At 67.3% G+C, this 25,326-nt stretch carries 25 protein-coding genes, 1 tRNA gene and 1 other RNA gene; 11 read left to right on the top strand and 16 right to left on the bottom strand.

Features of this window, described 5'->3' with window-relative positions; all coding sequences use genetic code 11:
• Positions 1 to 252, bottom strand: coding sequence for a phosphoribosylformylglycinamidine synthase subunit PurS (purS, locus tag ACQCSY_RS06765; RefSeq protein WP_011690410.1), 252 nt, complete (start codon positions 250 to 252; stop codon positions 1 to 3).
• Between the two features lie 263 nt (positions 253 to 515).
• Here purS and ACQCSY_RS06760 point away from each other — a divergent pair, with 263 nt between their 5' ends.
• Entirely contained in the window at positions 516 to 701 is a 186-nt protein-coding gene (locus ACQCSY_RS06760; protein WP_427134264.1) for a hypothetical protein, read from the top strand.
• Between the two features lie 257 nt (positions 702 to 958).
• Positions 959 to 4,180 carry a S8 family peptidase gene (locus tag ACQCSY_RS06755; protein WP_427134262.1) on the top strand — a complete coding sequence of 1,074 codons (3,222 nt, stop codon included), beginning with the start codon at positions 959 to 961 and terminating at the stop codon, positions 4,178 to 4,180.
• An 81-nt stretch (positions 4,181 to 4,261) separates the two neighbouring features.
• Here ACQCSY_RS06755 and ACQCSY_RS06750 read toward each other — a convergent pair whose 3' ends face one another.
• Genes ACQCSY_RS06750 through ACQCSY_RS06735 form a run of 4 tightly spaced genes read right to left on the bottom strand, consistent with a single transcriptional unit; the run spans position 4,262 to position 6,688 of the window.
• Complete coding sequence (locus ACQCSY_RS06750) at positions 4,262 to 4,633, bottom strand: serine protease inhibitor (RefSeq protein ID WP_427134261.1); 372 nt, start codon at positions 4,631 to 4,633, stop codon at positions 4,262 to 4,264.
• Positions 4,630 to 5,643 (bottom strand): 3-methyladenine DNA glycosylase, encoded by a 1,014-nt coding sequence (locus ACQCSY_RS06745; RefSeq protein WP_427134259.1) that lies wholly within the window; start codon positions 5,641 to 5,643, stop codon positions 4,630 to 4,632. The genes ACQCSY_RS06750 and ACQCSY_RS06745 overlap by 4 nt, the downstream gene beginning before the upstream one ends.
• On the bottom strand, positions 5,612 to 6,178 hold the full coding sequence (locus tag ACQCSY_RS06740; RefSeq protein ID WP_427134257.1) for an SSI family serine proteinase inhibitor: 567 nt from the start codon (positions 6,176 to 6,178) through the stop codon (positions 5,612 to 5,614). The genes ACQCSY_RS06745 and ACQCSY_RS06740 overlap by 32 nt, the downstream gene beginning before the upstream one ends.
• A 27-nt stretch (positions 6,179 to 6,205) precedes the next feature.
• Positions 6,206 to 6,688, bottom strand: a complete 483-nt coding sequence (locus tag ACQCSY_RS06735; RefSeq protein ID WP_427134255.1) for a MarR family winged helix-turn-helix transcriptional regulator — start codon at positions 6,686 to 6,688, stop codon at positions 6,206 to 6,208.
• A gap of 96 nt (positions 6,689 to 6,784) precedes the next feature.
• Here ACQCSY_RS06735 and ACQCSY_RS06730 point away from each other — a divergent pair, with 96 nt between their 5' ends.
• Entirely contained in the window at positions 6,785 to 7,009 is a 225-nt protein-coding gene (locus tag ACQCSY_RS06730) for a hypothetical protein (protein WP_427134253.1), read from the top strand.
• Between the two features lie 144 nt (positions 7,010 to 7,153).
• On the top strand, positions 7,154 to 7,348 hold the full coding sequence (locus ACQCSY_RS06725) for a hypothetical protein (RefSeq protein WP_427134251.1): 195 nt from the start codon (positions 7,154 to 7,156) through the stop codon (positions 7,346 to 7,348).
• Between the two features lie 91 nt (positions 7,349 to 7,439).
• Here ACQCSY_RS06725 and ACQCSY_RS06720 read toward each other — a convergent pair whose 3' ends face one another.
• From ACQCSY_RS06720 to ffs, 5 genes are all read right to left on the bottom strand, one after another.
• The gene (locus ACQCSY_RS06720; protein ID WP_427134249.1) at positions 7,440 to 8,798 is read right to left on the bottom strand and encodes an aspartate kinase; all 1,359 of its coding nucleotides are present in this window, start codon (positions 8,796 to 8,798) and stop codon (positions 7,440 to 7,442) included.
• Between the two features lie 273 nt (positions 8,799 to 9,071).
• Positions 9,072 to 9,635 carry a GNAT family N-acetyltransferase gene (locus tag ACQCSY_RS06715; protein WP_427134247.1) on the bottom strand — a complete coding sequence of 188 codons (564 nt, stop codon included), beginning with the start codon at positions 9,633 to 9,635 and terminating at the stop codon, positions 9,072 to 9,074.
• Between the two features lie 21 nt (positions 9,636 to 9,656).
• Positions 9,657 to 10,256 carry a recombination mediator RecR gene (gene recR / locus ACQCSY_RS06710; protein WP_427134245.1) on the bottom strand — a complete coding sequence of 200 codons (600 nt, stop codon included), beginning with the start codon at positions 10,254 to 10,256 and terminating at the stop codon, positions 9,657 to 9,659.
• A gap of 51 nt (positions 10,257 to 10,307) precedes the next feature.
• Positions 10,308 to 13,355 (bottom strand): DNA polymerase III subunit gamma and tau, encoded by a 3,048-nt coding sequence (locus ACQCSY_RS06705; RefSeq protein ID WP_427134243.1) that lies wholly within the window; start codon positions 13,353 to 13,355, stop codon positions 10,308 to 10,310.
• Positions 13,356 to 13,382: 27 nt separating this feature from the next.
• Positions 13,383 to 13,479: signal recognition particle sRNA small type (gene ffs / locus ACQCSY_RS06700), an RNA gene on the bottom strand.
• A gap of 249 nt (positions 13,480 to 13,728) precedes the next feature.
• On the opposite strand from ffs, the gene ACQCSY_RS06695 reads away from it, so the two are divergent.
• Positions 13,729 to 13,813, top strand: a tRNA-Ser gene (locus tag ACQCSY_RS06695).
• 87 nt (positions 13,814 to 13,900) lie between these two features.
• Here ACQCSY_RS06695 and ACQCSY_RS06690 read toward each other — a convergent pair.
• The gene (locus tag ACQCSY_RS06690) at positions 13,901 to 14,812 is read right to left on the bottom strand and encodes an oxygenase MpaB family protein (protein ID WP_427134241.1); all 912 of its coding nucleotides are present in this window, start codon (positions 14,810 to 14,812) and stop codon (positions 13,901 to 13,903) included.
• A gap of 285 nt (positions 14,813 to 15,097) precedes the next feature.
• Between ACQCSY_RS06690 and ACQCSY_RS06685 the strand changes: the two genes are divergently transcribed.
• The 4 genes from ACQCSY_RS06685 (at position 15,098) to ACQCSY_RS06670 (ending at position 19,346) form a co-directional block, all read left to right on the top strand.
• Positions 15,098 to 16,561, top strand: a complete 1,464-nt coding sequence (locus tag ACQCSY_RS06685; protein ID WP_427134239.1) for a M23 family metallopeptidase — start codon at positions 15,098 to 15,100, stop codon at positions 16,559 to 16,561.
• A gap of 7 nt (positions 16,562 to 16,568) precedes the next feature.
• Entirely contained in the window at positions 16,569 to 16,706 is a 138-nt protein-coding gene (locus tag ACQCSY_RS06680; RefSeq protein ID WP_427134238.1) for a hypothetical protein, read from the top strand.
• Between the two features lie 213 nt (positions 16,707 to 16,919).
• Complete coding sequence (gene fdhA, locus ACQCSY_RS06675) at positions 16,920 to 18,131, top strand: formaldehyde dehydrogenase, glutathione-independent (protein ID WP_427134236.1); 1,212 nt, start codon at positions 16,920 to 16,922, stop codon at positions 18,129 to 18,131.
• A 273-nt stretch (positions 18,132 to 18,404) separates the two neighbouring features.
• Positions 18,405 to 19,346 carry a phosphodiesterase gene (locus ACQCSY_RS06670; protein WP_427134234.1) on the top strand — a complete coding sequence of 314 codons (942 nt, stop codon included), beginning with the start codon at positions 18,405 to 18,407 and terminating at the stop codon, positions 19,344 to 19,346.
• A gap of 78 nt (positions 19,347 to 19,424) precedes the next feature.
• Here ACQCSY_RS06670 and ACQCSY_RS06665 read toward each other — a convergent pair whose 3' ends face one another.
• Together ACQCSY_RS06665 and ACQCSY_RS06660 are read right to left on the bottom strand one after the other, a co-directional pair.
• Positions 19,425 to 21,059, bottom strand: a complete 1,635-nt coding sequence (locus ACQCSY_RS06665) for a stealth family protein (protein WP_427134232.1) — start codon at positions 21,057 to 21,059, stop codon at positions 19,425 to 19,427.
• A gap of 97 nt (positions 21,060 to 21,156) precedes the next feature.
• A complete protein-coding gene (locus ACQCSY_RS06660) occupies positions 21,157 to 22,071 on the bottom strand; it encodes a hypothetical protein (protein ID WP_427134230.1) in 915 nt (304 codons plus the stop codon).
• Positions 22,072 to 22,249: 178 nt separating this feature from the next.
• Here ACQCSY_RS06660 and ACQCSY_RS06655 point away from each other — a divergent pair, with 178 nt between their 5' ends.
• Positions 22,250 to 22,549: a type II toxin-antitoxin system VapB family antitoxin gene (locus tag ACQCSY_RS06655; protein ID WP_427135717.1), complete on the top strand. Its 300-nt coding sequence runs from the start codon at positions 22,250 to 22,252 to the stop codon at positions 22,547 to 22,549.
• The gene (locus ACQCSY_RS06650) at positions 22,542 to 23,219 is read left to right on the top strand and encodes a LytR C-terminal domain-containing protein (RefSeq protein ID WP_427134228.1); all 678 of its coding nucleotides are present in this window, start codon (positions 22,542 to 22,544) and stop codon (positions 23,217 to 23,219) included. The genes ACQCSY_RS06655 and ACQCSY_RS06650 overlap by 8 nt, the downstream gene beginning before the upstream one ends.
• 11 nt (positions 23,220 to 23,230) lie before the next feature.
• Here the strand turns inward: ACQCSY_RS06650 and ACQCSY_RS06645 are convergent, their stop codons facing one another.
• The 3 genes from ACQCSY_RS06645 to ACQCSY_RS06635 all read right to left on the bottom strand — a co-directional run bounded on the left by ACQCSY_RS06645 (position 23,231) and on the right by ACQCSY_RS06635 (position 25,294).
• Positions 23,231 to 23,869, bottom strand: coding sequence for a TetR/AcrR family transcriptional regulator (locus ACQCSY_RS06645; RefSeq protein WP_427134226.1), 639 nt, complete (start codon positions 23,867 to 23,869; stop codon positions 23,231 to 23,233).
• A gap of 67 nt (positions 23,870 to 23,936) precedes the next feature.
• Positions 23,937 to 24,677: a DsbA family oxidoreductase gene (locus ACQCSY_RS06640; protein WP_427134224.1), complete on the bottom strand. Its 741-nt coding sequence runs from the start codon at positions 24,675 to 24,677 to the stop codon at positions 23,937 to 23,939.
• Between the two features lie 80 nt (positions 24,678 to 24,757).
• A complete protein-coding gene (locus tag ACQCSY_RS06635; RefSeq protein WP_427134222.1) occupies positions 24,758 to 25,294 on the bottom strand; it encodes a GNAT family N-acetyltransferase in 537 nt (178 codons plus the stop codon).
• Between the last annotated feature and the right edge of the window lie 32 nt (positions 25,295 to 25,326).

The following is a 25,326-nucleotide window of genomic DNA, read 5'->3' as shown; positions in this document are numbered from 1 at the left end:
TCAGGCCTCAACGACCTCGACGTTGACGACGTCCTCGATAACCGGGTTGGACAGCAGGGTCTCCGCGGCGTTCCGGGCCTGGGCCAGGATCTCCTCGGTCACCTCGCCGTCAACCGTGAGTTCAAAGCGCTTTCCCTGGCGGACAGAGCTGAAAGCGGTGAAGCCCAGCCGGGGGAGTGCACCCACGATGGCCTTCCCCTGCGGGTCCAGAATCTCGGGCTTGGGCATGACGTCGACAACGATCCGGGGCATCCGGCAACTCCTGTGCGTGAGCATTGGGTAAGGGCGCAGCTCAGTGGTGCCGTCTCACGCCGATCCGCTGTGTGATGAGGACAACATGAAGGGGCGCTCCGCGAGCTTGCAAGCCCATTCTACCGGCCGCGGTGTGTCCGGCCGCATTCGCGCGCCGACTGTGAACCGGCGGCCCGTCGGGCAGTGTGACCGGCGGTGTGCACCTGCGCTGAACGGCGACGGCGGCTATGGTCTCCGCATAGCGCCGTCAGTAGGATGTGCCCATGGCTGAGAAACCGAAATCTGTGCTGTTGCCCTTCCTCGCTGCCGCGGTGTTCGCGGGCCTTGGACGGATGGTCCTGCAGAAGATCAAGGCGGACCGCGCGGCCAGGGCAAGCAATATGGCCGGGCCTCTGGACGAGAAAACCCGCGCCTGGATCAGCGAGGTTGTCAGGACCCCGAGGCAGTAGGGCGATCCCGCGACCTGGGCGGGCCGGAAGCGCGGGCTTCCGCAGCCCCTCCCCGCCAGCAAGTCGCGACGTGTCGAATTGCGTGACAATTTTTGAATCGCCCTTTGTGTTGTATGTCATATCTCGCTATCAGTCTGTACTGTATGAAACGGCTGGTATCCGTCGGGGCTGCAGGAGCGAACGCTCGTGCAGCCCCGCCAGTCCGTTGGGCCCGGTATTGCCGCTGGGACCGTTCCTTACGAAAGGTTCAACCACTCGTGAAATCACCAGGAAAGAGCTTCCTTCGAAGCGGGGGACTCCGGAGGGCCGCGGCACTGACCCTGGGCTTGCCGGTTCTCCTGTCAACAGCCGCCATCACACCCGCCAATGCGGCCCCCGTGCAGGGCCCGCCCGTGGCCGGAGTGGCGCAGAAGAACAACTTCAAGGACGGCCGCTACATTGTGGTCCTGGCGGAGAAGCCGGCGGCTACCTACGATGGCAGCACGGCGGGCCTGCCGGCCACCAAGCCGGAGTCCGGCCGCAAGCTGGACGCCGACAAGGCTGAAGTCAAGCAGTACCAGGCGCACCTCGAACAGAAGCAGGCCGAAGTCGCAGGGCAGCAGAACGTACACATCCAGCGCCAGTTCACCGCAGCCGTCAACGGCTTCAGCGCCAAGCTGACGGCGGACCAGGCCATCAAGCTGGCGAAAGACCCCGGCGTCCTCGTGGTTGCGCCGGACACGGAAAACGCTCCGGACTATTCCAGCACAGACTTCCTGAAGCTCAGCGGCGCCAACGGCACCTGGAACACCAAATTCGGCGGCCTGGATGCCGCCGGCAAGGGCGTCGTCGTCGGCGTCATCGACACCGGCTACACCCCGTCCAGCGCGTTCTTCGCGGGCGAGCAGGTCAAGCCCCTCGTCGGCGACCCCGTCGTCGGGGTGCCGTACCGCACCGCAGACGGCAAGATTGCCATGCTCAAGTCCGACGGCGACCTCTTCAAGGGTGAATGCCAGGCCGGCCAGGGCTTCGACGGCACCGAGTGCAACTCCAAGGTGCTGGGCGCCCGTTACTTCGCCAAAGACTTCCAGGACACCGCAATCCCGGCGCCCGAGGAGCTGATTTCCCCGGTGGACGTCGCAAGCCACGGAACGCACACGGCAAGCACGGCCGCCGGCAACGCTAACGTCGAGGCGGTTGTTGACGGCCGAAGCTTCGGCCTGACGAGCGGCGTCGCTCCGGCTGCAAAGCTCTCCATCTACAAGGTCTGCTGGGAGGACACCGATCCTAACACCGGAGGCTGCTTCTCCTCCGCTGCGGTGGCCGCCGTGGACCAGGCCATCCACGATGGCGTAGACGTGCTCAACTACTCCATCTCCGGCTCCACCACGACCACCACCGATCCGGTGTCCATGGCGTTCCTTTCTGCCGCTTCGGCCGGCATCTTCGTCGCCGTCTCTGCCGGCAACTCAGGTCCGACCGCCAGCACCGTCAACCACGGCGCACCGTGGGTCACGACGGTTGCAGCCAGCAGTTTCTCCCAGGAACTGCAGGGCACCGTTGAGTTCTCTGACGGCAGCAAGTTCCGCGGTGCCAGCATCATGACCAGCCAGGTCGCGAACGCCGGCGTCGTGCTGGCCGTCAACGCGGCAGCGTCCGCTGCGGACCCGAACGCGGCGCTGTGCGGCCCGGATACGTTGGATCCGGCCAAGATCGCAGGGAAAGTCGTGGTCTGCGACCGCGGTGTCTTTGACCGTGTGGCCAAGAGCGCCGAAGTCAAGCGCGGTGGCGGCGTCGGCATGGTCCTGGTGAACCTGAGCAACTCCTCGCTGGACACGGACAAGCACGCCGTCCCCACCGTGCACGTGAACCCGCCGGCCACCGAGGCCATCAAGGCCAAGGTCACCGCGAATCCTGCCATCACGGTTTCTCTCGTCAACAAGGACACCACCGGCCTGCCCCTCGAGGCGCAGCCGCAGATCGCCGGCTTCTCCTCCCGCGGCCCGCTGCTGGCCGCCGGATCCGACCTGCTGAAACCGGACGTCACCGCCCCCGGAGTTGCAGTGCTGGCGGGCGTTTCCCCGATCGGCACGGGCGGGGACAAGTTCGGATTCCTGTCCGGCACCTCCATGGCCTCGCCCCACGTTGCCGGCTTCGGCGCGCTGATCCTCGGCAAGAACCCGGGCTGGTCCCCGGCGGCGGTCAAATCCGCCATGATGACCACCGCAGGCGACGTCAGGCTCGCTGACGGTGCCAAGAACACCGACGTCTTCGCCACTGGCGCCGGCCAGGTGGACCCGGCCCGCGTGCTGGAGCCGGGCCTGGTGTACGACGCCAACACGGACGACTACCTGGCGTTCATCCAGGGCACCGGCATGGACCTGGGCATCCCGGGGATCGGCACCACCAAGCCGCGCGACATGAACCTCCCGTCCTTCGCCCTGGGCAACCTGGTCGGGAAGATTGAGGTCACCCGCACGGTGACCGCGCTGACCCCCGGCGTCTACAAGGCCAAGGTGGATGTACCGGGAGTGAAGGTCAGCGTGACTCCCGCAGTCCTGAACTTTAATGCCGCCGGCGAGAAGCGCACCTTCAAGGTCTCGTTTGAGATCCAGGGCGCACCGCTGGGCAAGTTCGCGACGGGTTCGCTGACCTGGCAGGGCGCCAACAAGAATGTCGCTTCACCGATCGCCGTCCGCCCGCAGTCTGTCGTGACGTCCCAGGATGTTGCCTTCACCTCCGAGGGCGGCACCGGCTCCGGCGATATCAAGGTGGTTTCCGGCACCAACTCGCCCGTCAACATGACCCTCGACGGTCTGTCCAAGGCGGACTCCACCGCCGTGGAACTGGTTCCAGGTCCGCTCGCGTTCGTCACGGATGCCTCGAACCTTGTCAAGTCCGTCGAGGTTCCGGCCGGCAGCCCGCTGGCCAAGTTCTCGGTGATTTCGTCCGATCCGAACGCCGACTTCGATTTGTATGTCATGACCCCCGACGGTCCGGTCTCGTCGGCAACGTCCTCGGCCAGCGAGTCGGTATCCATCCCCAACCCGGCCGCGGGCACCTACACGGTCTATGCGAACCTGTCGGCCAGCCCGAACGGCCAGGCCACCAAGGCATCCGTGGATGCGGCCGTGCTCGGAGCGAACGTCGGCAATGCGACACTCACGCCGAACCCGCTGCGGCTCGCCAACGGCAAGTCCGGCAAGGTAACCCTGAACTGGAAGGGACTGGCCGTCGGTTCCTACGTCGGCCGCGTCACGTTCGCCGGCGCCAGTGATCCGACGTTCGTCAACGTCCTGGTGACGCCGGCCGGCGCCGTCGTGGTCCCGCCGACGTCGGAGGACCAGGACAGCAACGACGGTCCGGGCGACAACGCTGACAACGGCAACGGCAACGACCAGGGCCATAAGGATAAGAAGGATAAGGGCCAGAAGGTGAAGAAGGAGAAGGGCAAGATCCAGAACGGGGATCGGTCCGACGCCCCGGACAACGCCGTCTAAGCGCAACTCCGGACCCATGTAACGGTAACGGCCGGCGGTTTTCACCGCCGGCCGTTACCGTTTAAGACCGCGATTCGGCGTTCAGATCGCGCCGGTGGAGCCGGCAACACCGCCGAGCAGCGGCGCCATGGCGCGCCAGCGGGCGATCTCGCAGCCGTCGGTGCGGCTGAACCGGCTGTGGACTTTGCGCCCCAGGAACCAGCCGGTCACGACGGCTATCTGCGGACCGCCGTACTGCTGCGTGCACAGCTTCGGCGGCCCGGGCTCGGGGAAGAACGTGTCTTCCCCGTACCGCTGAACGGCCTCGAGGGCTGCGGCGGGATCCGGCAGGCTGGTCGCGCCGGAAACGGTGCCGTCGCTGGCCTCCAGCCGAAAGGTGTACTCCGGGGCTCCCGGAGCCTCGGTCAGGACGATGGTGAGGTCGACGTCGTGGCGGGGCTGGCTCTCTGTCATGGCTGTCCTTCCGAGCTCTTGCGGGGCTGCGGGGCGCTCGTCGCGGGGGATTCACTGCCCATGGCGGTGTCCATTGCCTGCGGCAACCGCGTCAGCTCCTGCAGCAGCCGGTGCCGCAGCTCCTGCGATTCGGCGGCGAAGGCCCGCTGGTATTCAACGTACGCCGCCTTGCCGTCCGGCGTCTCGATCCTGATGGCCCGATAACCCCATTCACCCAGGTCATAGGGGGAGGCCTGCATGTCCATGGCCCGGATCCGCCAGGACAGCTCGAAGCAGTCCATGACGAGCTCGCTGGGCAGCAGCGGCGCCAGCTTGTAGGCCCACTTGTACAGGTCCATGTTGGCGTGGAGGCAGCCGGGCTGCTCCATGGTCCGCTGGTTCTCGCGGCTGGGCTCGAGGCTGTTCAGCGGAACTGCATCCGGGGTGTAGAAGCGGAAGGCGTCGAAGTGGGAGCAGCGGATCCGGTTCTCCTCCACCACCTGGTCCGTGCGGTCGGGGCCGAGCCGCAGCCGGAGGTATTCGTGCCGGAGCTCGAACCTGTCCTGCCGGTAGACCATGGCCCACTCGTGCAGCCCGAAGCACCCGAACTGGGCGGGCCGCGCAGCGGTCCCGGAGAGAATAATGCCGGCGAACCGCAGCGCCTCCCGGCGGTCCAGCAGGAAGGCGCCGACGTCGACCGTCACCGCCGGCGTACCGGCCGGCAGACCGGCGGCGGCGAGCTCGCCGTCGTCCGGGGCGCGGTAATACTTCCAGCCGGTCCGCCCTGCCGCCTCGGGGCCGGAGAGCACGACGCCGGCGCCCGGGTGCCAGCGCAGCAGCTGGCCGGGTTTCTGGGTGTAGTAGGTGAAGAGGAAGTCCTCCACCGGGTGCTTCCGGCCGGCGGACCGGCGTGCGAGGTAGGGATCCGCGTAACGCCGGACGCGTTGCTGGTAGGCGGCTTGGCGCGGCAGCCAGTCTTCCTGCGGGAGGTGCAACAGCTTAGACAGCTCCGCCGGTTGAGCCCAGGACATCCTTGGCGGCATTCCAGGCGGCGATATCGCAGCCGTCGCGGAGGCTGAAGCTCCCCTCGACGGACCGGCCGTCCACGACGCCGGTGACGGTCGCCTGCTGCGGGCCGCCGTACTGCTGGGTGCAGACTTGGTCCTTTGCCCGAGGCCCGGGACTGAGGATGGCAGGGTTGTCTTTCAGGGCCGTGCAGGCCGTGGCGGCGTTGGGATGCTGGCTTTCGGCGGTCGGGACGCCGTTTTGACAGGCGAGGGTGAAGTTGGTCGGGGCCCCGGTCTCGGAGGGTTTGATCATGATGGCAAGTTCGGCGTTGCCTTGCCCCGGTCCGGGCGTCAGCGGGGCCGCGGATGGCGAGGGGGCAGGCGACGTCGTTTCGGTGTCCGGGGAGGGGGAGCTGGAAGATGGGCCGGCGGTCGGTGTGGTGACGGTGGGGGACGGCGAGGGTGTGGGCCCGCCGCCCGGGGTGCAGGCGGCCAATCCTGCCACGGCCAGCAGCGCGGCCGCCAGAACCAGCGCCGCGTGGCTCAGTTGCTTGCGCATCAGCAGTCCTCCTCCGTTTTGCACAGTCTACCGCCGGGGCGCGTCCTCGGAGGTGGCCCTCGTGGCGTCGATCAGGTCCATCATGGACGCATGCAGCTGGCCTACCTGTTCGCGGGTCAGGCCCAACCGGGCCATCATGGTGCCGGGGACCGCCGTCGCCTGCTGCCGGAGGGCGGCGCCGCCGGGTGTCAGCCGCACGTCAAGGGTGCGCTCGTTGCCTTCCATTCGCTGGCGGGTGATGAAGCCGGCCGCTTCGAGGCGGCGCAGGAGCGGGGAGATGGTCGCCGGCTCCTGGGCGAGGGCCTCGCTGATGTCCCGGACGGAGCGGGGGCTGGATTCCCAGAGGCACAGCATGACGAGGTACTGGGGGTGGGTCAGGCCGAGCTTGTCCAGGACGGGTTTGTAGGCGCCCACCACACTCCGGGACGCAACGGTCAGGGCGAAGCAGAGCTGCTGTTCCAGCAGGAGGTCGTCCTCGGCTGCCTGGATTCCTCGGGTTCCTTCGGTCACATCGACTCCTTCCAATAGTTAGTGCACTAATGATTAGCGTACTCTGGGTTCATTGTCTTGTTCAGGCATTGTCTTGTTCACTAGGAGAGGATAGCGATGGTCAAGGAAAATTCCGCCCAGAGGTTCATGCGGGCGACCGGGAAACTCCGTGCCATCTTCGGCCCGGCCAACCGCAGTTCGGTCGGCCACGAGATGACGGAGCAGAACAGGCAGTTGTTGGCGCAGCGGCAGGCCGAGACCCGGCAGTGGGAGACCCTGCACCGGCCCGACGGCAGCACCTATGTCGTGCCCCGCAACCCCGACGACAAGTCCCTGCGCTAAGCCGCGTTTCGGCCCCTTCCCGCATGGGCCTTTTCCCGCCGTCGGGCGTAAAATGAGGGCACTGACACACCGAAGTGCAGCATTCGTGATCCAGTCGTGAACAGGGAAGGGGGTGGGAATGTGGCACGTACAGTCAAATCCTTCATGGACGCGACCGACAAGCTGAGGTTCCTTTTCGGACCCGCAAACCGGGGCGACACCGCAGCACCCGTGATGCACCGGCACGATGACTTCGAGCACGCCTCGGAAGAAGACCTGGCAACCTTTGAAGTCGAGACAGACTCGCAGGGGCATCACTACGCAGTCCGTAAGTCAGATCTCTGGAAGGAAGAGGTCTGACGCCCCGGGAGGATCCGGGTGTGAAAAAGGGAGCGGCACGGCCGCTCCCTTTTCGTGCTTATCGTAGGCGAATTGTGTGCGCGTGACGGCGCTAGCGGCCGGTGCCGCCGTAGACGGTCGCCTCGTCCTCGCTGTCCAGGTCGAAGGCCTTGTGGATGGCGCGGACGGCGTCGTCGAGGAGGTCAGCGTGTGTCACCACGGAGATGCGGATCTCGGAGGTGGAGATCATGTTGATATTGATCCCCGCAGCGGACAGTGCAGCGAAGAACCGTGCCGAGACGCCCGGGTGCGAGCGCATGCCGGCACCGATCAGGGACAGCTTTCCGATCTTCTCGTTGTACTCGATGTTTTCGAAGCCGATCTCGCCCTGGGCGGCGCGGAGGGCGTCCAGCGCGTCCGCGCCCTCAACCATCGGCAGGGTGAAGGAGATGTCCGTCTTTCCGGTGCCGTGGGTAGAGACGTTCTGCACGATCATGTCGATGTTGGAGTGCGCGTCCGCGATCACCTGGAAGATCGCCGCAGCCTTGCCGGGGATGTCCGGCACTCCGACAACAGTGACCTTGGCTTCGGAACGGTCGTGTGCAACGCCGGAGATGATTGGCTGCTCCAAGGCAACTCCCTCTTGGATCGTGATCTTGTCGTCGACGCCGGGCAGGACCCAGGTGCCTTCGTTCTGGCTGAATGAGGAACGGACGTGCAGGGGCACGCCGAAGCGGCGCGCGTATTCGACGCAGCGCAGGTGCAGGATCTTGGCCCCGGAGGCGGCCAGTTCCAGCATCTCCTCGCTGGAGATACGGTCGATTTTGCGGGCGGACGGCACCACACGCGGATCGGCGGTGTAGATGCCGTCGACGTCGGTGAAGATCTCGCAGACGTCGGCGTCGAGTGCGGCCGCCAGCGCCACCGCCGTCGTGTCCGAGCCGCCGCGCCCCAGCGTGGTGATCTCGTTGGTGGTGCGGCTCATGCCCTGGAAACCGGCCACAATCGCGATGTGCCCCTTATCCAGGGCGGTGCGGATGCGGTGCGGGTCGACGTCGATGATCCGGGCCTTGCCGTGGATGCCATCAGTGATCATGCCGGCCTGCGAGCCGGTAAAGGACTGGGCCGAGGCGCCGAACTTGTTGATGGCCATGGCCAGCAGCGCCATGGAGATGCGTTCGCCGGCGGAAAGGAGCATGTCCATTTCACGGGCGGGGGCGGAATCGGTCACCTGGGCCGCGAGATCGAGGAGTTCATCGGTGGTGTCGCCCATGGCGGAAACCACGACGACGACTTCGTCGCCGGCATTGTGGGCGTCCACGACCCGCCGGGCGACGCGTTTGATGCCCTCCGCGTCCGCCACCGAGGAACCGCCGAACTTCTTCACCACAAGGTGCTTGGTGACGGCGGCCGAGTCGGGCAGCACCTGCGGCTGCGATCCGGGCTGGACTTCGGTAGTGGGCAAACTCATGCGCGCACCCTTACTGGATCATCGGGGTTCTGGGCCAGGCAACCAAACGGCGCGACGGCGTAACTTCTCAGCCCAGTTTATCGCCGGGAGTCCCGTGGCGTTGAATTGTGACCGAATGCGAGACAGCCCGGCTCCTCCTCCACGGGACATGCCCTCCCCTGGGGATGAGGGATGGGCATATTGCCACTATGTCCATCCGTGGGCGCCGGCGCTGGGCATGTCCCTCAGCCCGGTCGGTCATCCGGACCGCCCGGTTGCAGCACGGGATGCGTATTAGACCCTGTCGAGCTTGTACCGCCAGGACGGCATTCTCTTACCTGCACTGTCCTGGGCCGCGATGAAGTAGTGGTCAGGCCTGAAACCCAGGGCCTCCAGCAGTTTCCGCGACGCGAGATTAGGTTCATAGACTCCTGCGAACACCGTGTGCGTACCGCGTTCGGTGAACAGCCAATCAACCAGTGCCCCGGCGGCCTCGCGGCCCAGACCCATCCCGTGGTGGTCCGGGTGGAGGATGTAGCCCATGCTGGCGCAGTCGGCGGGGATTCTGCCGGGCGACGGCGGTTCCGCCGTGTTCCAGATCCGCGCGTCGCCGATGACTTCGCCACTAGCCTTGAGTTCGAGGGCCCACCCGACGCGAAACCATTCGGCGGTGGAGGCTTCCGCAGCTTCGACTAGTTGCAGGAGCCGGGCGTTGTTCTCCTCGGGACCGAGTGGTTCGTGGGAGAGGTAGCGCGTTGCGTAGGGATGGCCCCGGAACCGAAGGAGCGCACCGGCGTCGTCGCTTGTCAGCGGACGCAGCAGCAGGCGTTCGGTAACTATGGGAGCGTGGATGTTCATGGCTGCGGCCGGTGCGGAAGGTCAGCTCAGCGCGTTGCGGCGGCCCTCGAAGGCGCGGCCCAGCGTGACTTCGTCGGCGTATTCGAGATCCCCGCCCACGGGCAGACCCGATGCCAGGCGGGTGACGGCGATCCCGATCGACTTGAGCATCCGCGCCAGATAGGTCGCCGTGGCCTCACCCTCCAGATTGGGGTCGGTCGCAATGATGATTTCCTGGATGGCGCCGTCGTTGAGCCGCGTGAGGAGTTCGCGGATCCGGAGCTGTTCCGGGCCGACGCCTGCAATCGGGTTAATCGCGCCGCCTAGGACGTGATACCTGCCCCGGAATGACCGGGTGCGTTCCACTGCCAGGACGTCCTTGGATTCCTCCACAACGCAGATCACCGACGGATCCCGGCGCGGGTCGCGGCAGATATTGCACAGTTCCTGCTCCGTGACGTTGCCGCAGGCCGTGCAGAACTTGACCCGCTCCTTCACCGAGGTGATGGCGTCGACGAGCCGTTTCATGTCCTGCGGATCGGCCTCGAGGATGTGGAAGGCCAGCCGCTGGGCAGACTTGGGCCCCACTCCGGGAAGGCGTCCGAGCTCGTCGATCAGCTCTTGAACTGCACCTTCGTACACAATGTCCTCGTTCGCTTGGGATAGGGCCGGGGCGATCCGGCGGTGGGCCGGCTAGAAGCGCGGCGGCAGCGGGCTTCCGTCCAGGGAGCGCTCTTCGACCAGCTTCCCGCCCAGAATACGCTCGACGGCGGCGCGGCCAAAGACGCCCGATTCCTCGATCGTTTCGTCATCCGCGCTCGGGACGTCCTGGACGACAGCGGTGGTGGCGGCAGCGGTGCGGGCCGGAGCCTTGGCGCGTCCGGCCTCCGCCTCCGGGCTGTTGGAAAGCCGCTGGTACAGGCTTTGCCGGCCCGTGGAGCTTGGCGCGTCCGGAACCGGGGGAGCGGCAGCGGGCGTAGACGGTGCCGCGGTCCGGGCAACAGCCGGTGCGGCTGCTGCGGCACTGACTGCGGGTGCGGCCACAGCAGCCGGCACCAGCTGCGGGGCGCCCCAGCCGTTCGACGAAATGTCCGGCGCCACGGCGGAGGGCGCCGTGGCGCCAACATATTGCGGGACCTGGGCTGCCGCGGGCTCATAATGTGGAGGTTCCGGCTCGGGCGTGCTCCCGGGAGAGGCCGCCAGTGGACTAGCCGGGGCGTATTGACCCACGTTGGTTTCGGCGCCCAGTGTCCAGATCCCAGGCGACTGCTCAGCCGCGCGGGCCCACGGATCAACCGACGTATCCGACGCCTGGGGTGAAGTCCCGTTGGGGGAGGCGGCGACGCCGGCACGCGCCGGTTCCGCTGATTTCTTCCGTGCGGGCTTGGGTGCGACCGCCGGTTCGGCACGGTGCGGCGCCGCCACGGGGGCTGAGGGATCCCAGTCCATGGGGGGTTCCTCATCAAGAGGCGGAGCGTCCTCATCCCGCGGCGGACCCCAGTCGTCATCAGGATAGGCATAGGAGCCCGAGGGCTCAGACGGTCCAGCCGGTTCAGCGGGCTGAGCCGGCTTCACCGCGACAGGCACCGGCGGCACGGAGACCCGCGGTGCCGTTGCCGCCGAGGCGACTACGGGCGGCTGGGAAGACAAATCAGGCTCGGACACCGTTCGCTGAGAAACGGATGCCTGGGCGACGGGCGCCGGCACTTGGCCGGACGTGCCGGCCGGCGCGGACTCAGCGGGAGCGCCGGCGGGGGGTGCGTCCTGCCGGGCGTCAGCCGCCAGGCCCCAGTCAGCGTCAGTGGACGTCGCCGGGAGGTCCCGGTTAGCGGGTGCTTTTGGGTTTGGCTCAGAGCTCGCTGCGCCGTTGGTGCCGCCGGCCACGGCCTTGATCTGGCAATCGATGCCGATCGTCTTGTGGATGGCCTGCCGGAGGTTCTCGGCGTGGTCGGCGCGGCCGAAGGCGCCCGCCAGTCCCGAGGTGGTGAACGCGAGCGTCAGAACCTGGTCTTCGAAGTGGCCGACCTGGGCGTTGGGTTCCACTAAGGCCCAGGTGCTGCGCTTGATCTTGGTCAGTGTCTGCAGAATTTCGGGCCAGGCGCGGCGAAGCACTTCGACGTCGGGCCCGGACCCGGATACAGGGGTTGGAGCCGCTGCGGGGGTGGCGGCGGCAGGTGCAGGCCGGGACTGGGCCGGATTGGGCTGTGCCGGCTCGGGCCGCACGGGACCGGACGGCCCTGAATGCGCCGGCGGGGCAGTCTGGACCGACGCGGGCTGGCTCGCAGCCGCGGGCTCGTCTACGGGCCAGTCACTGGTGCTGACGCGCGGTGCGGTCAGCGGTTCCCGGGCCGGTTCGCCGCGCTGCGCCGAGGCGGGGGCCGCTGCACGTGACGTAGACGCTGCAGGTGCCGGCGCCGCGGCCGGCGCGTGCTCGACAACGGGCGCTGCCGGGGCGGCATTTGCGGAAGCTGCCGAGGGTGCGGCGACTGCTGGTGCCTGTGAGCTCCGCGCCTGTGCAACGGGGGCGGAAACGGGAACAGCAACGGGTGCGGGAGCCCCGACGTCGTTCCCGGCGTAATTCAGCCGGCGCTCCACACGGTCGATCCGGGCGGCGATGCCGCGCTCGGTCTGCTCCGAGCTCGGCAGCAGGATCCGGGCGCACAGGAGTTCCAGATGCAGGCGCGGCGAAGTGGCGCCGGTCATTTCCGTGAGTGCGGTGTTGGTGACGTCCGCCGCGCGGGAGAGCTCGGCAGCCCCCAGATTGTGCGCCTGGTTCTGCATGCGCGCGATCTGGTCTGCGGGCATGCCGCGGAGGATGGACTGGGCGCTTTCGGGCATGGCCTGGACGATGATCAGGTCGCGGAAGCGTTCGAGCAGGTCCTCGACGAAGCGGCGGGGGTCGTGGCCGGTCTGGATGACGCGGTCCACCGCACGGAACACGGTGGCGGCGTCCGAGGCTGCGACGGCCTCGACAACATCGTCCAGGAGCGAGGCGTGGGTGTAGCCCAGCAGGGCGACTGCCAGTTCATAGTCAAGGCCTGCCGGTCCGGCACCGGCCATGAGCTGGTCCAGCACGGACAGCGAGTCGCGCACGGAGCCGCCGCCGGCGCGGATGACCAGCGACAGCACGCCGGGCGCCACGGCGACGTTTTCCTGGTTGCAGAGCAGCTCAAGGTAGGCCATGAGCGGCTCAGGCGGCACGAGCCGGAAGGGGTAGTGGTGGGTCCGGGAGCGGATGGTGCCGATGACCTTGTCCGGCTCCGTGGTGGCGAAGATGAACTTGATGTGTTCCGGCGGCTCTTCGACGATCTTGAGCAGGGCGTTGAAGCCGGCGGAGGTGACCATGTGGGCTTCGTCGATGATGAAGATTTTGTACCGGTCGCGGACCGGGGCGTAGGTGGCCCGTTCGCGCAGGTCGCGGGCGTCGTCCACACCGCCGTGGCTGGCGGCGTCGATCTCGATGACATCCAGCGAGCCGGAACCGCCGCGGGCGAGTTCGATGCAGCTGGGGCACTTGCCGCAGGGGGTATCGGTGGGGCCTTCGGCGCAGTTCAGGCAGCGGGCGAGGATGCGCGCCGAAGTGGTTTTTCCGCAGCCGCGGGGGCCCGAAAAGAGGTAGGCGTGGTTGACGCGGTTCTTGCGTAGGGCCGTCATCAGCGGCTCGGTGACGTGTTCCTGCCCGATAACGTCCGCGAATGAATCGGGGCGGTATCTACGGTAAAGGGCGGTAGTAACAGTCACAGATAAACCCTACCAATCGGCACAGACATAAAAGACCCCCCATGCACCCGCCAGAGCCCATTTACCCTTGCTACCTTCCGGTCCTGGGGGAGTTCAACAGGATGACGCCACATGAGGGGCCGTCAGCAAGTTTACCCGACGTTTGAGTGTGCCTCGAATCCGCCCGCTTTCACCCCGCCTTCCCGGTGGGACATGCCCATTTTTCGGGGACGGGACCGGGCGGAATGGGACTATGTCCAGCCTTTGCGGGCAGGGTGGGGCATGGCCCGTGGGAGGAGCGTGGGAGGAGCGTGGGGCAAGGGCGGGAAGGTTCAATTGGGCGATGCCGAAAAGTTCAGGTATTCTAGTATCTGCTTTTGATTCAGAAGCTACTGGAGAATTCGCCTAGCGGCCTATGGCGCACGCCTGGAACGCGTGTTGGGTTAACGCCCTCGGGGGTTCAAATCCCCCATTCTCCGCGTTTGGCCCCGGTCCCTTGGACCGGGGCCTTTTTGCGTCTTCGGACCCGTTCTGTTCCGCCGCCAGCCTCGCGGCCGGCACCCCGGTCAGGCCGGATAGCCCAGACGGCGGAGGCGTTCCCGTGCAGCCTGCTCGCTCGGGCCCACCCGGCCCAAGGCAAGGCGGACGACGGCGAGCGTCACCCGCGTGGCCAGTGCCACCGGCAGCGGGATGGGACCTAGCCGCGCGGTCCGGAGGCCCAGCAGCTCCCGGTACTTGGGTTCGAGGCTGCTCACGGCGGCGGCGAACAGGATCCGGTAGCCCGGCCTGAGCACCGGGTGGAGGGGCGGATCGCGGATGAACGCCACCGCCTCGGCGACCCGTTCATCGCAGCGGAGCTCGCCGTCGTCGTACCAGCGGTCCAGCTGTTGGCGCATTTCTGCCTCGCTGAGCGGCGGAGCGTCCACGCCCATCAGCCGGCCGGCCTGTGCCCACTCGCGGACATAGGCGTCCGGCCCGCCCGGAATGGGCCTGCCCCACAGTTTGTGGGCGGCGAGGAAAGCGTCGGTGAAGGCAATGTGGACCCAGCGGAGCAGCTCGGGATCGTTCGCCGCGTAGCTCCGGGCGGCGCCGTGGCCGTCCACGTAGTCCCCGCGTACTCTTCCGTGCAGCCGGAGTACCCAGTCGGAGGCTGCCCGGGCCGCGGCCGTCGAGCCGTAGGAGACAGTGAAGATCCAGCGGATCGTGCCGGCCAGCCGTCCCAGGGGGTCTTCGCGGAAACGCGAGTGGTCGTGCACCCCGGCCAGGGCGCCGGGATGGAGCGCCTGCATCAGCAGTGCCCTGATGCCGGCCACGATCGTGGGCATGTCCCCGTGAACGGCCCAGACTGCCGAGCCGGGCAGGTGATAGCCGGCGTCGTCACCGTCCGCCAGACGGGGCACCCACTCGGGCACGGCGTCGCGCGTCCCCGTGAACGTCCGTTTGAGTTCGGCCTGCCATTCCCTGGGGAGGTTGCGCATACTCCATTCTTACCCAGTGCCGGGGTGCCCAACACCTGCTTATGCAGCGGGGACTACTGGGCCGCCACTGGGGCGCTACGCGGGGCACACGAAGAACCCGGATTGGGTCCGCAAAAGGGTGGCTCTTACGGTTCACAGACCCGGCCGACTGTGTTCACATAGATAGGTGAGTCCGTCGAGATTGGGGTCTGGCGGGCATATTGCGGGAGTCACATCGTGGGAAAACACTGGGGAAACTCATCGAGTGAGCAGTCAATCAGGGCACGGACTATTGCCGTGCGGTGTTTGTCCGGGGCCGTTTGCCTGTCCCTGGCCGTCCTGACCTTCGGGTTTCAGGGGCTGGCCGGCACCGTGTCCTCCACCGTGCCCGGCGCCATGCCGGCCAGCGGTGCCGTGGGGCCGGGAACACTGGACCCGGACGGCCCGTCCACCACCGCGCCGAGCGCGTCAGCTGCGCCCAGCACGTTTACCGCGGATGCCCTGGCGCTCGTGGCTTTCAGCCGGTCCACGGTGGAGACGGCGTCCAAGGAGGGGGTCGGCGGCGAGCTCAATGTCGCCTCGGCAGGACTGCAGCGGCCCCCGGCCGGCTCGCTCATGGCCCCGCTTGAAACTCTGGTGCCGACGTCCCCGTTCGGGCTGCGCACCAGCCCGTTGACGGGATCCGCGGGCGAATTCCACTGGGGACAGGACTATGCCGCGGCCTGCGGCACCCGCGTCTACGCGGCCGACGCCGGGGTGGTGCGGGCCGTCGGCTGGCACCCTTGGGGCGGCGGCAACCGGGTGGAAATCGACCACGGGAATGGACTCATCACCACCTACAACCACCTTGAGGCAATCGCCGTCAAGAAGGGCGACTCCGTGCGGGTGGGCGAAATCATCGCCAGGGTGGGAACCACCGGTTCCTCCACAGGGTGCCACCTCCACTTCGAGACGATCCTCAACGGCGCACACGTCGACCCCCTGCACTGGTTGATGCTGCCCACGACGCAGGTGGACCCGCTCGGCCCCATCGAGATGACAAGTTACGCACCCGACGCCGGAAAGGCATCCAATACCGGCATCGGCTGGGCCATCCCCGTTCGGGAGGACCTCACGCATGTGGTGGCCGGCGGCGTCCAGGAACAGCCCACCGCTGTCGCGGCAACGCCGTCGGCTGCTGCGTCGGCCGCAGCAACAGAGGTAGCAGCCGCCTCACCGTCCGCGTCGCCGTCGGCCTCTCCATCGGCGTCACCGTCGGGTTCTCCGACCGGGACGCCGTCCCCGTCGCCCTCTCCGTCGGCTTCGACACCGTCCGCTACTCCGACCGGGACGCCGTCCCCGTCCCCGTCGCCCTCTCCGTCGGCTTCGACGCCGTCCGCTACTCCGACCGGGACGCAGTCCCCGTCGCCGTCTCCGTCGGCTTCGACGCAGTCCGCGTCACCGCCGGCCACGGCCACTGGCACGCCGCGTGCCACGCCCCCTCCGACTCCGACGCCGGCACCGTCCGTGCCTGCTTCGACGGCAACGCAGGGCGCCGCGCCGCCTGTCACCGCGGGCGGGACGCCGCCGCCCGCACCGGGCGCGCAGACACAGTCGGCTACCGCCGCGCCAGCCATCGCACCGCCGGCCCAAGCTGTAGTTCCGGCGCCGGCTAGACCTCCTGCGCCCACCGGACACCCTGTGCCGGCCGCAACAGCCGCCACCAAAACCGCCACCCGGCCGGCGGCGACGACGGCGACGCCGGAGCCCACCGCGACACCCAGACCTTAGCCCCGGCGTGCTTCCTGGCCTGGTCAAGTGGAACTTCGAGAAGTTCCTGGTGAACCGCGACGGCGACGTCGTGGCCCGGTTTGCCCCCACCGTCGAGCAGGACGCGCCCGAGGTCATGGACGCTGTCCAGGCGGCCCTTGACTGAGGGGCGACTGCCCCTATCCCTAAGTACGCTTACCGCCTAGACTGGGCGGACCCTCCAACATTCCGGGCATACCCGCGGCGCCGTCACATCCGTCTGTCGGCAGTGCGGCCGACGTATTCCTGAGGACGTATTCCTACGGAGGGCGCATCAGAAAGCTTCGTGAATCACAACTGGGCACCCATCTTGGGGGTCCGTGAAACCAGGAGGAAAGAGATGACAGGGAACAAAGCCGTTGCCTACAAGGGGCCTGGCAAGGTCGAACTCATCGACATTGACTACCCCGGCTTCGAACTCAAAGACGGTCCGGGGGTCAACCCCGCCAACGTGGGCCGTTCGGTGCGCCACGGCGTAGTCCTCAAAACCGTTGCCACCAACATCTGCGGCTCCGACCAGCACATGGTCCGGGGACGCACCACCGCTCCGACGGACCTCGTGCTCGGCCACGAAATCACCGGCGAGGTGGTGGAAGTGGGACCGGACGTTGAATTCATCAAGGTGGGGGACATCTGCTCCGTCCCGTTCAACATCGCCTGCGGCCGGTGCCGCAACTGCAAGGAACGCAAGACCGGCATCTGCCTCAACGTCAATCCTGACCGCCCGGGCAGCGCCTACGGCTACGTGGATATGGGCGGTTGGGTCGGCGGGCAGGCCAACTACGTCCTGGTGCCCTATGCGGACTGGAACCTGCTGAAGTTCCCGGACCGGGACCAGGCGCTGGAGAAGATGATGGACCTGGCCATGCTCTCCGACATCTTCCCGACCGGCTTCCACGGTGCGGTCACCGCCGGCGTGGGCGTCGGCTCCACCGTCTACATCGCCGGGGCCGGACCGGTGGGCCTGGCCGCGGCCACGAGCGCGCAGCTCCTGGGCGCCGCCGTCGTTATCGTCGGCGACATGAATGAGGACCGGCTGGCGCAGGCGCGCAGCTTCGGCTGCGAAACGGTTGACTTGAGCAAGGGCGGCCCGGCCGAGCAAATCGAGCAGCTGCTCGGTGTCCCCGAAGTCGATTGCGGGGTGGACGCGGTCGGATTCGAAGCCAAGGGCCACGGGTCCGGAGCCCGTGAGGCACCGGCCACGGTACTGAACTCCCTCATGGAACTGACTGCCGCGGGCGGCGCGCTCGGCATTCCCGGGCTCTACGTCACTGGGGACCCGGGCGGCGTGGACGAGGCGGCCAAGATGGGCTCGCTCTCGCTCAGCCTCGGCACGGGCTGGGCGAAGTCGCTGAGCTTCACCACCGGCCAGTGTCCGGTGATGAAATACAACCGGGGGCTGATGCTGGCGATCCTGCACGACAGGGTGCACATCGCCAAGAACGTCAACGCCAAGGCCATCCCCCTGGAGGATGCGCCGAAGGGCTATGCCGAATTCGACGCCGGCGCGGCGACGAAGTTTGTCCTCAACCCGAACGGATACCTGAGCTAGCGGGAGGGTCCCTGGTCCCGGCGGAACTGTCCGGCCTCCGCTTCGGCGCGGGGCGGGGCGGGGCGGTGTCGCCGGGCCGGGAGGCCAGACCGTCCGCCCGGGCCGGAATGCCGCATATGCCAGCGGGGGCATATGAAGCCAGGCATACGCTTAATTGTGATTTTTCAAACATGCCTGCCGAAGTTTGCACATTGTTTGCCCAATGTCTGGTTGGATAGTCCTTACTGAGAGGGACACTGGAGGCACCGCTTCCACCCAACCAAGAAGGTAGCAATGGAGCTCATCGAGGCCGAGCACCCCCGGCCGCGTCATTTCCTACTTCACCTGAGCGATCCCCACCTGTTGGGCGGTCCACAACCCCTGCACGGTGTAGTAGACAGCGATGCCCGACTCAAGCAACTCTTCGATGAAGTCCGCGCTTCAGGCGCGCGCCCCGAAGCAGTGATCTTCACCGGAGACCTGGCCGACCTCGGCGAAGCGGAGGCCTATGCCAAACTTCGCGCCATCGTCGAGCCCGCCTGCAAGGCCATGGGCGCCAAGGTCATTTGGGCGATGGGAAATCATGATGACCGCGCCAATTTCCGGGCCGGGCTCCTGGATCAGCCGGCCGATGACTCACCGGTGGACCGCAGCTATTTCATCAACGGCCTGCGCATCATCACTTTGGACACCTCCGTGCCCGGATTCCACCATGGCGAGTTGAGTGCCGGCCAGCTGGACTGGCTGGCCGCAGAACTGGCCACGCCGGCCCCGGACGGGACCATCCTGGCCCTGCACCACCCGCCGGTTCCCTCGGTGCTGGACCTCGCGGTGCTCGTTGAACTCCGCGGACAGGCTGCGCTCGCCGGAGTGCTGCGGAATTCCGACGTCCGCACGATCCTGGGCGGCCACCTGCACTATTCGACGACGGCGACGTTCGCTGGCATTCCCGTCTCCGTGGCATCAGCCACCTGCTACACCCAGGACCTGAATGTTCCTGTGGGCGGGACACGCGGACGCGACGGCGGCCAGGCCTTCAACCTGGTGCACGTCTACGAGCACACGATTGTTCACTCCGTGGTCCTGCTGGGCGACACCCCTGCAGTGGGCGAGCTTGTCTCCGCCGAGGAAGCCCAGCAGCGGATTGCAGCCGCCGGAATCCGGATCCCGCAGAAAGCCAGGCCCGAGGATCCGGCAAAGACGCCCGGCCATCGCCGGATCACCACCGGCAACTAGGGCGCCTCGCCGGAACGACCCAAGTCCGGCACCCGAAGCCAACACACGGCCCGCCGGTATCCGGCGGCGCCGGCCGCCTCATTTCTCCCAGGGTGCCTTGATGGGGTAGTACTTCTCCAGGAAGTCGGTCACGAGCTCGGCCCGTTCCTCCGCCGGCACCTCCGGGAAGCTGCCGTCGTTCAGGCAGAAGAAATCCATGTTCCGCTTGGTGAGCAGCTTGGGCAGGTAATTGAGGCCGGCCCGTGCCGTCGTGTCCACATACCGCACCCTGGCCGCCGTCTGGGTGACCGCGCGACCGGTGAGCAGCGCGTAGTAGTGGTAGAACGAGTTCGTCACCGAGATGTTATCCGCCGCCCGGAAGGTGCTGGCCGCGGTCTTGGCGAACTCGGCCGGGAACTCCTGCTCCATCTGGGCCACGACGCTGCACCGCAGGGGCGCGGCGGTATGTTCCAGGTGCCGGGTGGTAATCCGGCCGAAGCGGTTCCAGAGCAGCTTGCGGTTCACGCGTGCGGCGTTCTCAAAACCGCTGCGTTCGGCGTCGTTGTCTCCGAGCCCGATCCGCGTCTCCGCCTCGATGAACTTGGTGATTCCGCCCGGGGTGAAGAACATGTCCGGTCCGACCGCCCGGCCGAAGAACATGTCGTCATTGGAGTACAGGAAGTGCTCGGAGAGCCCTTTGATGTGGTGGAGCTGGCACTCGACCGCCTGCGAATTGTGCGTCGGCAGCACGGACGGGTCGGCGAAGAACTCCTCGCTGCGGACGATCGTCACGCTCGGGTGGTCCGCCAGCCACGCCGGCACGGGGGAGTCCGTGGCGATGAAGATCCGGCGGATCCAGGGCGCAAACATGTAAACAGAGCGCAGGGCGTACTTGAGCTCGTTGATCTGGCGGAAGCGTGCCTCGTGGTCATCGCCTTCCCCGACGACGACGCCGGCCATGCGGGCGCGGCGGGCTGCGATGTACTCGGGGGAGCTGCCGTCCACCCAGGAGAACACCAGATCAATGTCGAAGCTGATATCGCTGGCGTGGTCCGCGAACATGTTCTCGATGGTCGGCCAGGTGTGGCCGTAGCGCTCGACGGTGCCGCGGACGGCGTCCTGCGCGAGCATGGTGCGGCGGGTCAGCGAGTTTTCGATCGGGAGGATCAGCTGGTCCCCCTCGAAGCTCCAGAGTTCGAGCTGGACGCCTGCCGAGGCGCCGAATTCAAACCCGCCCTCCGGTTCGACGCGGGGCCGGTACAGCCGGAAAATCCTTGACTGGCGGTTCGGGGACAGCTCCCCGTCGGCCACCAGCACCGATGACTTCTTCTTCGCGTCCACGCTCATGGAATAGAAGGGCTCGTCGCGGCAGGCCTCCACGAGCGCATCTCGGAGTTCCTTGCGGTACTTCCAGTCCACGGCGATGACCGGCCGGTGGTTGTTGCCGCGGACCAAAAGATAGTCAAGGCCGGCGCCGGCCAGCACGGAGCGCAGGAACAGCAGGTCTTCGACCATGGCCTGATACGGCGTTCGGTTTTCATTGATCAGCGCATACCGGCCGCGCCGGCGCACTACGTCGGGGCGAGTCCGGAACCTGGCGACGGCGGCCGCCGACGTTACTTCGGCGTGGGCGTCCTCGGAAGCCTGGCTGCCATAGTAAATCTCGTCTTGGATTGCTGCGTCTGCGATGTCGTTTCTCCGGGCTTCTCTGCGTGTTTTGCTCTCTACTTGCATGATAACGCGACGCTCAAAATCGCCTTGGAAGGTCACGCGGAAGGCGCCGCGGAAGGTACCGTCTGCACAGCCCGTGTGACGGCGGAAAGCCCTTCCCTCAGCCGGTGACGACGGCCAGCCAGTGGCGCAGGAAGGCTGCGCCGGCGTCGTCGTGGATCACGTCCTCGCCGAGCCCCAGATCGGCTGCGGTGAGGACCTCGTACGGTTTCACCGGAATGCCGTCGGCGGGCCGGACGTCCACGTGCTTCACCGCGTGGTCGTTGTGGTGCAGCCAGTCGGCCATGGCGTAATCCGTGCGGGAGTCGCCTACCGTACGCCAGGCCTGCGGGGTGATGCCCTGGGCGGCCAGCAGCTCCACGGCCCGGCTTGCGCCCAGATCCTTGCCCAGCCGGACAGATTCAATGTCGGTGGAGATGATGGTGGGGTCCACGCGGTAATCGATCCGGTCGTCCGAATCGGGGGCGTGGTGGTCCAGTCGCACGACGCCGAGGCCGTGCCGCGCCATCAGCTCCATGGCGTCCGTGTCGAAGAGTTCCTGCTCGGCACGGTAGTCGGAGTTGGCGACGGCGATGTGCGCCTCCACCGAGACCATGGCCCGCTTGGTTTCGTCGTAGAACATGTGGGCGGAGTAGTCCTCGGCCACGAGGCGGCGGACATCGTCGCCGAAGGTGCGCGGGATGGCGAGCTCGTGATCCACATGGACGGCGCCGGGGCCTTCCGCCGTGTAGCTGAACCAGACGGCGCCTTTCTCGCAGATGGCGTGGATGACGGTTCCGGCCGGCATGCCGGCCGCGATCATCGGTTCCATGACCTGCTCCCGAATGAAGGCGTCCGAGCGTCCGGTGTTGAAGATGACGGGAACCCCTGCGCCGGCCAGGGCCAGCAGGTCGGCGATGATTCCCGGTTGCACATCGCGGGTGACGGGGCTCGCCACGGGACCGTCGACGTCGAGCAGGAGGGCCAGCGGGGGAGCCGACGGCGACGGGAGAGCTGAGGTCTCGGGGAAAGTCATGTCACCATTCTGTCAGCCGCGGTGTCGCTTTGCGTGGAGTGCGGAGCAGGTGGCGGCCCGGTGTTGGCTGTGACAGGGGCGGACGTGGGGTGTGACAAATGGTTACCGTTTGGCTACAACCTCACGCCTGCCGGGGACTTTGATTCCCTTGGGCGTCCAAGTTCCTTAGGCTGGCATGGTGATATTCAAAGCTGTGGGCGAGGGACGCCCGTACCCCGACCATGGTTACAACACGCCCAAGGACTGGGCGGCACTGCCGCCGCGCCCGGTCCGCCTGGATGAACTGGTGACCACCAAGCGCACCCTGGACCTTGAGGCGCTGCTGGCCGAGGATTCCACGTTCTTCGGCGACCTGTTTCCGCACGTCGTGGAGTTCCGCGGCGTCTTCTACCTGGAGGACGGGCTGCACCGTGCGGTCCGCACCGCGCTGCACCAGCGCACAGCCATCCACGCGCGGGTCCTGGTGATCAATGGCTAAAAAGCCGAAGAATGTCACCGTCCTGCACGGGCGCCGCGTCATCACCGGCTCCGAGCTGCGGGCCACGTTCGTGGAGCAGGACGGCACGGGTGACAATCCCGTCCGCGTGCGCCGGCGGATCCTGCACGTCGTCGTCCTGGTGCTGCTCGTCGGCATGATCGCCGCAGCGATCGTGGTCGCGTTGGCCATCATGAACGGCCAGATCAAGCTTCCGACGGCGGAGCGGAGCCACGCGGCAGCGTCGGTGTGCCCGGCAGCCACCTACGACTACACGCCGCCGGAGAAGATCAACCTCAACGTCTACAACTCCACGAGCCGCCCCGGCCTGGCCCGGAGCGTGGCCGACGAGTTCGTCGCGCGCAAGTTCATCGTGGGTACCGTGGCCAACACAACGTCCAGCTACCGCGGCGTGGCGCTGGTCGTCTCCGGCGCCGCGGGTCAGTCGGCGGCCTTCAGCGTCCAGCGCAACCTGCCCGGCTCGGACTACTTCCAGGATGGCCGCACGGACACCAGCGTGGACGTGATCCTCGCCAACGACTACAAAGAGCTGGCGAAGCCGGAGCTCGTGGACCAGACGCCGGGCAAGCTCAGCTGCCCGCGCGAGGACCGGCGCATCGTTGATGACTCCACGTCGCCCGTCGTGCCGACCGCGCAGCCTTCCACGGGCTAGGTGCGGACGGGCTAGGCACTGGCGCGGACGGGCCGTCCGGCGTCGTCGAACCTGGCACCGGCCCCCAGCTGGATGAACCGCACGGTCCGGGCGATCCGTGCCTCGGCCTCCGAGTCCTGGCCCGCACCGTCGCCTTTGGCTGCGCTCGAGGAGAGCGTGCCATGGATGAGCTGCGCCAGCTGTGAGATGTCCGCCTGGGGAAGGTAGCCCTGGGCCATGCCGTCGCGCAGGATGCCCCGCAGAAGCACGCTGAGTTCGCCCACATGGTCCGCCAGCTTCGCGAAGGACGCGGGCGAGAGGACAGCGCCCATGGCAGGTCCCGGAGGCAGGTGCCGGCGGCTCAGGTCCTCCACCTGGGCCCGGACATACAGGGCCAGCCGCTCCACCGGGTTCTCCAGCGAGTCCAGCGATTCCCGCAGGTCCAGGAGGAACCGCTCGGTCTCGTCCAGGGCGTAGGCGATGAGGAGCTCTTCGATGTCCGCGTAATAGTTGTAGACGGCGGTGCGGCCGATCCCGGCGTGGCGGGCCACGTCGGTCATGGTCAGGCCGGGCAGCCCGTGCGTGAACAGCAACTCCCCGAAGGCAGTCAGGATGCGGCGCTGGGTCTCGGCACGTTGGGCGGCGTTGCTCGCGGCCGAAATCCTGGGCATACGGACACTTTAGCGCGATCTGTCAGCAAAGCTCAGGGTCGCCGCGGTGCGGTCGGGCGCAGCGGCGCTAGACGGCGCACCCGTCCGGGCCGCAGGCGTTGGCATCGGCCGCGTTGACAGTGTCCGAGTCTCCGGCGGTCCCGCCGCCGGCCGCGTTGACCAGCACGAGCGGATGGCTTTCCTGCCACGCCTGTTCGAGGGCCTCGCTGAAGGTTTCGGCGGGCTGGGCCCCGGAGAGCCCGAACTTCCGGTCGATCACGAAGAACGGGACGCCGCTGATGCCGAGGTCACGGGCCTCGGTGGTGTCGCGGCGGACGTCGTCGGCATACTTGTCGGTAGTGAACAGCTCCGACAGCTCGCCGGCGTCGAGCCCGAGGTCCAGGCCCAGGGACGTCAGGTACTCCCGGTTGCCGATGTCCTTGCCGTGCTCGAAGTGGTCGCTGAGCAGCCGTTCCTTCGCGGCGTCCTGCCGCCCGCGGGCGGCGGCGAGGTGGATCAGCCGGTGGGCGGTGAAGCTGTTGGCCACCACGACGTCGTCGAAGCGGTAGTTGAGGCCCTCGCCCGTGGCCTGGGCCGCCACGTGCTCGAACATCTGCGAGACCTGCGCCGGAGCCATGCCCTTGCGGGTGCTCAGGTACTCCAGTTCCGTGCCGTCGAAGTGCTCCGGCAGGGACGGGTCCAGCTGGTAGCTGCGCCACTGCACCTCCACGGAATCGCGGTGGGGGAAGGCGGCGAGGGCGGTTTCAAAGCGGCGTTTGCCGATGTAGCACCAGGGGCAGGCGACGTCGGACCAGATCTCAATCTTCATGCTGGCAACAACCCCGCCTTCGGCGGCTCCATTCCCCTGCCGGGTGTTGAGTTCGTCACTCGGCGGGCTGTGCCGGTTGCCTAGGGCGCGATCGGGCGCTCCATGACGAAGTCGTGTTCCACCGTGTTTCCCATCCGGAAGGACTTGGTGCCGACCGTGCGGAAGCCCGACTTTTCATAGAACCGAATGGCCCTGGCGTTCTGGCTGTTCACGCCCAACCAGAGCCCCCCGGCGCCGGTGGCGGCGGCCGCGCCGATGCTGGCGTGCATCAGTTCGGCCGCGACGCCGAGCCCGTGGTGGTCCGGGTGGACGTAGCATTTGCTGAGCTCGACGGCGGGCAGCACGGTCAGTGCCGCGGCAACGTGGGGATCCTTTGCGGGCCGGTCCACCAGCAGGCTGTAGCCGCGGAGCTCGCCGCCGGCGTCGATCACCAGGACCGTGATGTCCGGATCGGCCAGGTAGACGCGGAAGTTATCCTCGCTGAGGGTGTCCGCCAAGTGCGCCGCGATGTCCTCCGGCGGGGAACCGGGCGGGCAGGCCAGCGGAAAGGTGATGGCGGCGAGCTCTGCCAGCTTGGCGGCGTCGTCCGCGTCTGCCTTCAGGATCACGTGCGTCATGCCAGAAACCCTAATCCGTGGACAGCGCCGCC

Origin of the sequence: Pseudarthrobacter sp. S9 (genome assembly GCF_050156545.1) — a bacterium.
GTDB lineage: Bacteria > Actinomycetota > Actinomycetes > Actinomycetales > Micrococcaceae > Arthrobacter.
The sequence above is the reverse complement of the archived record's forward strand: the minus strand, read 5'-3'. Positions and strand labels throughout refer to the sequence as shown.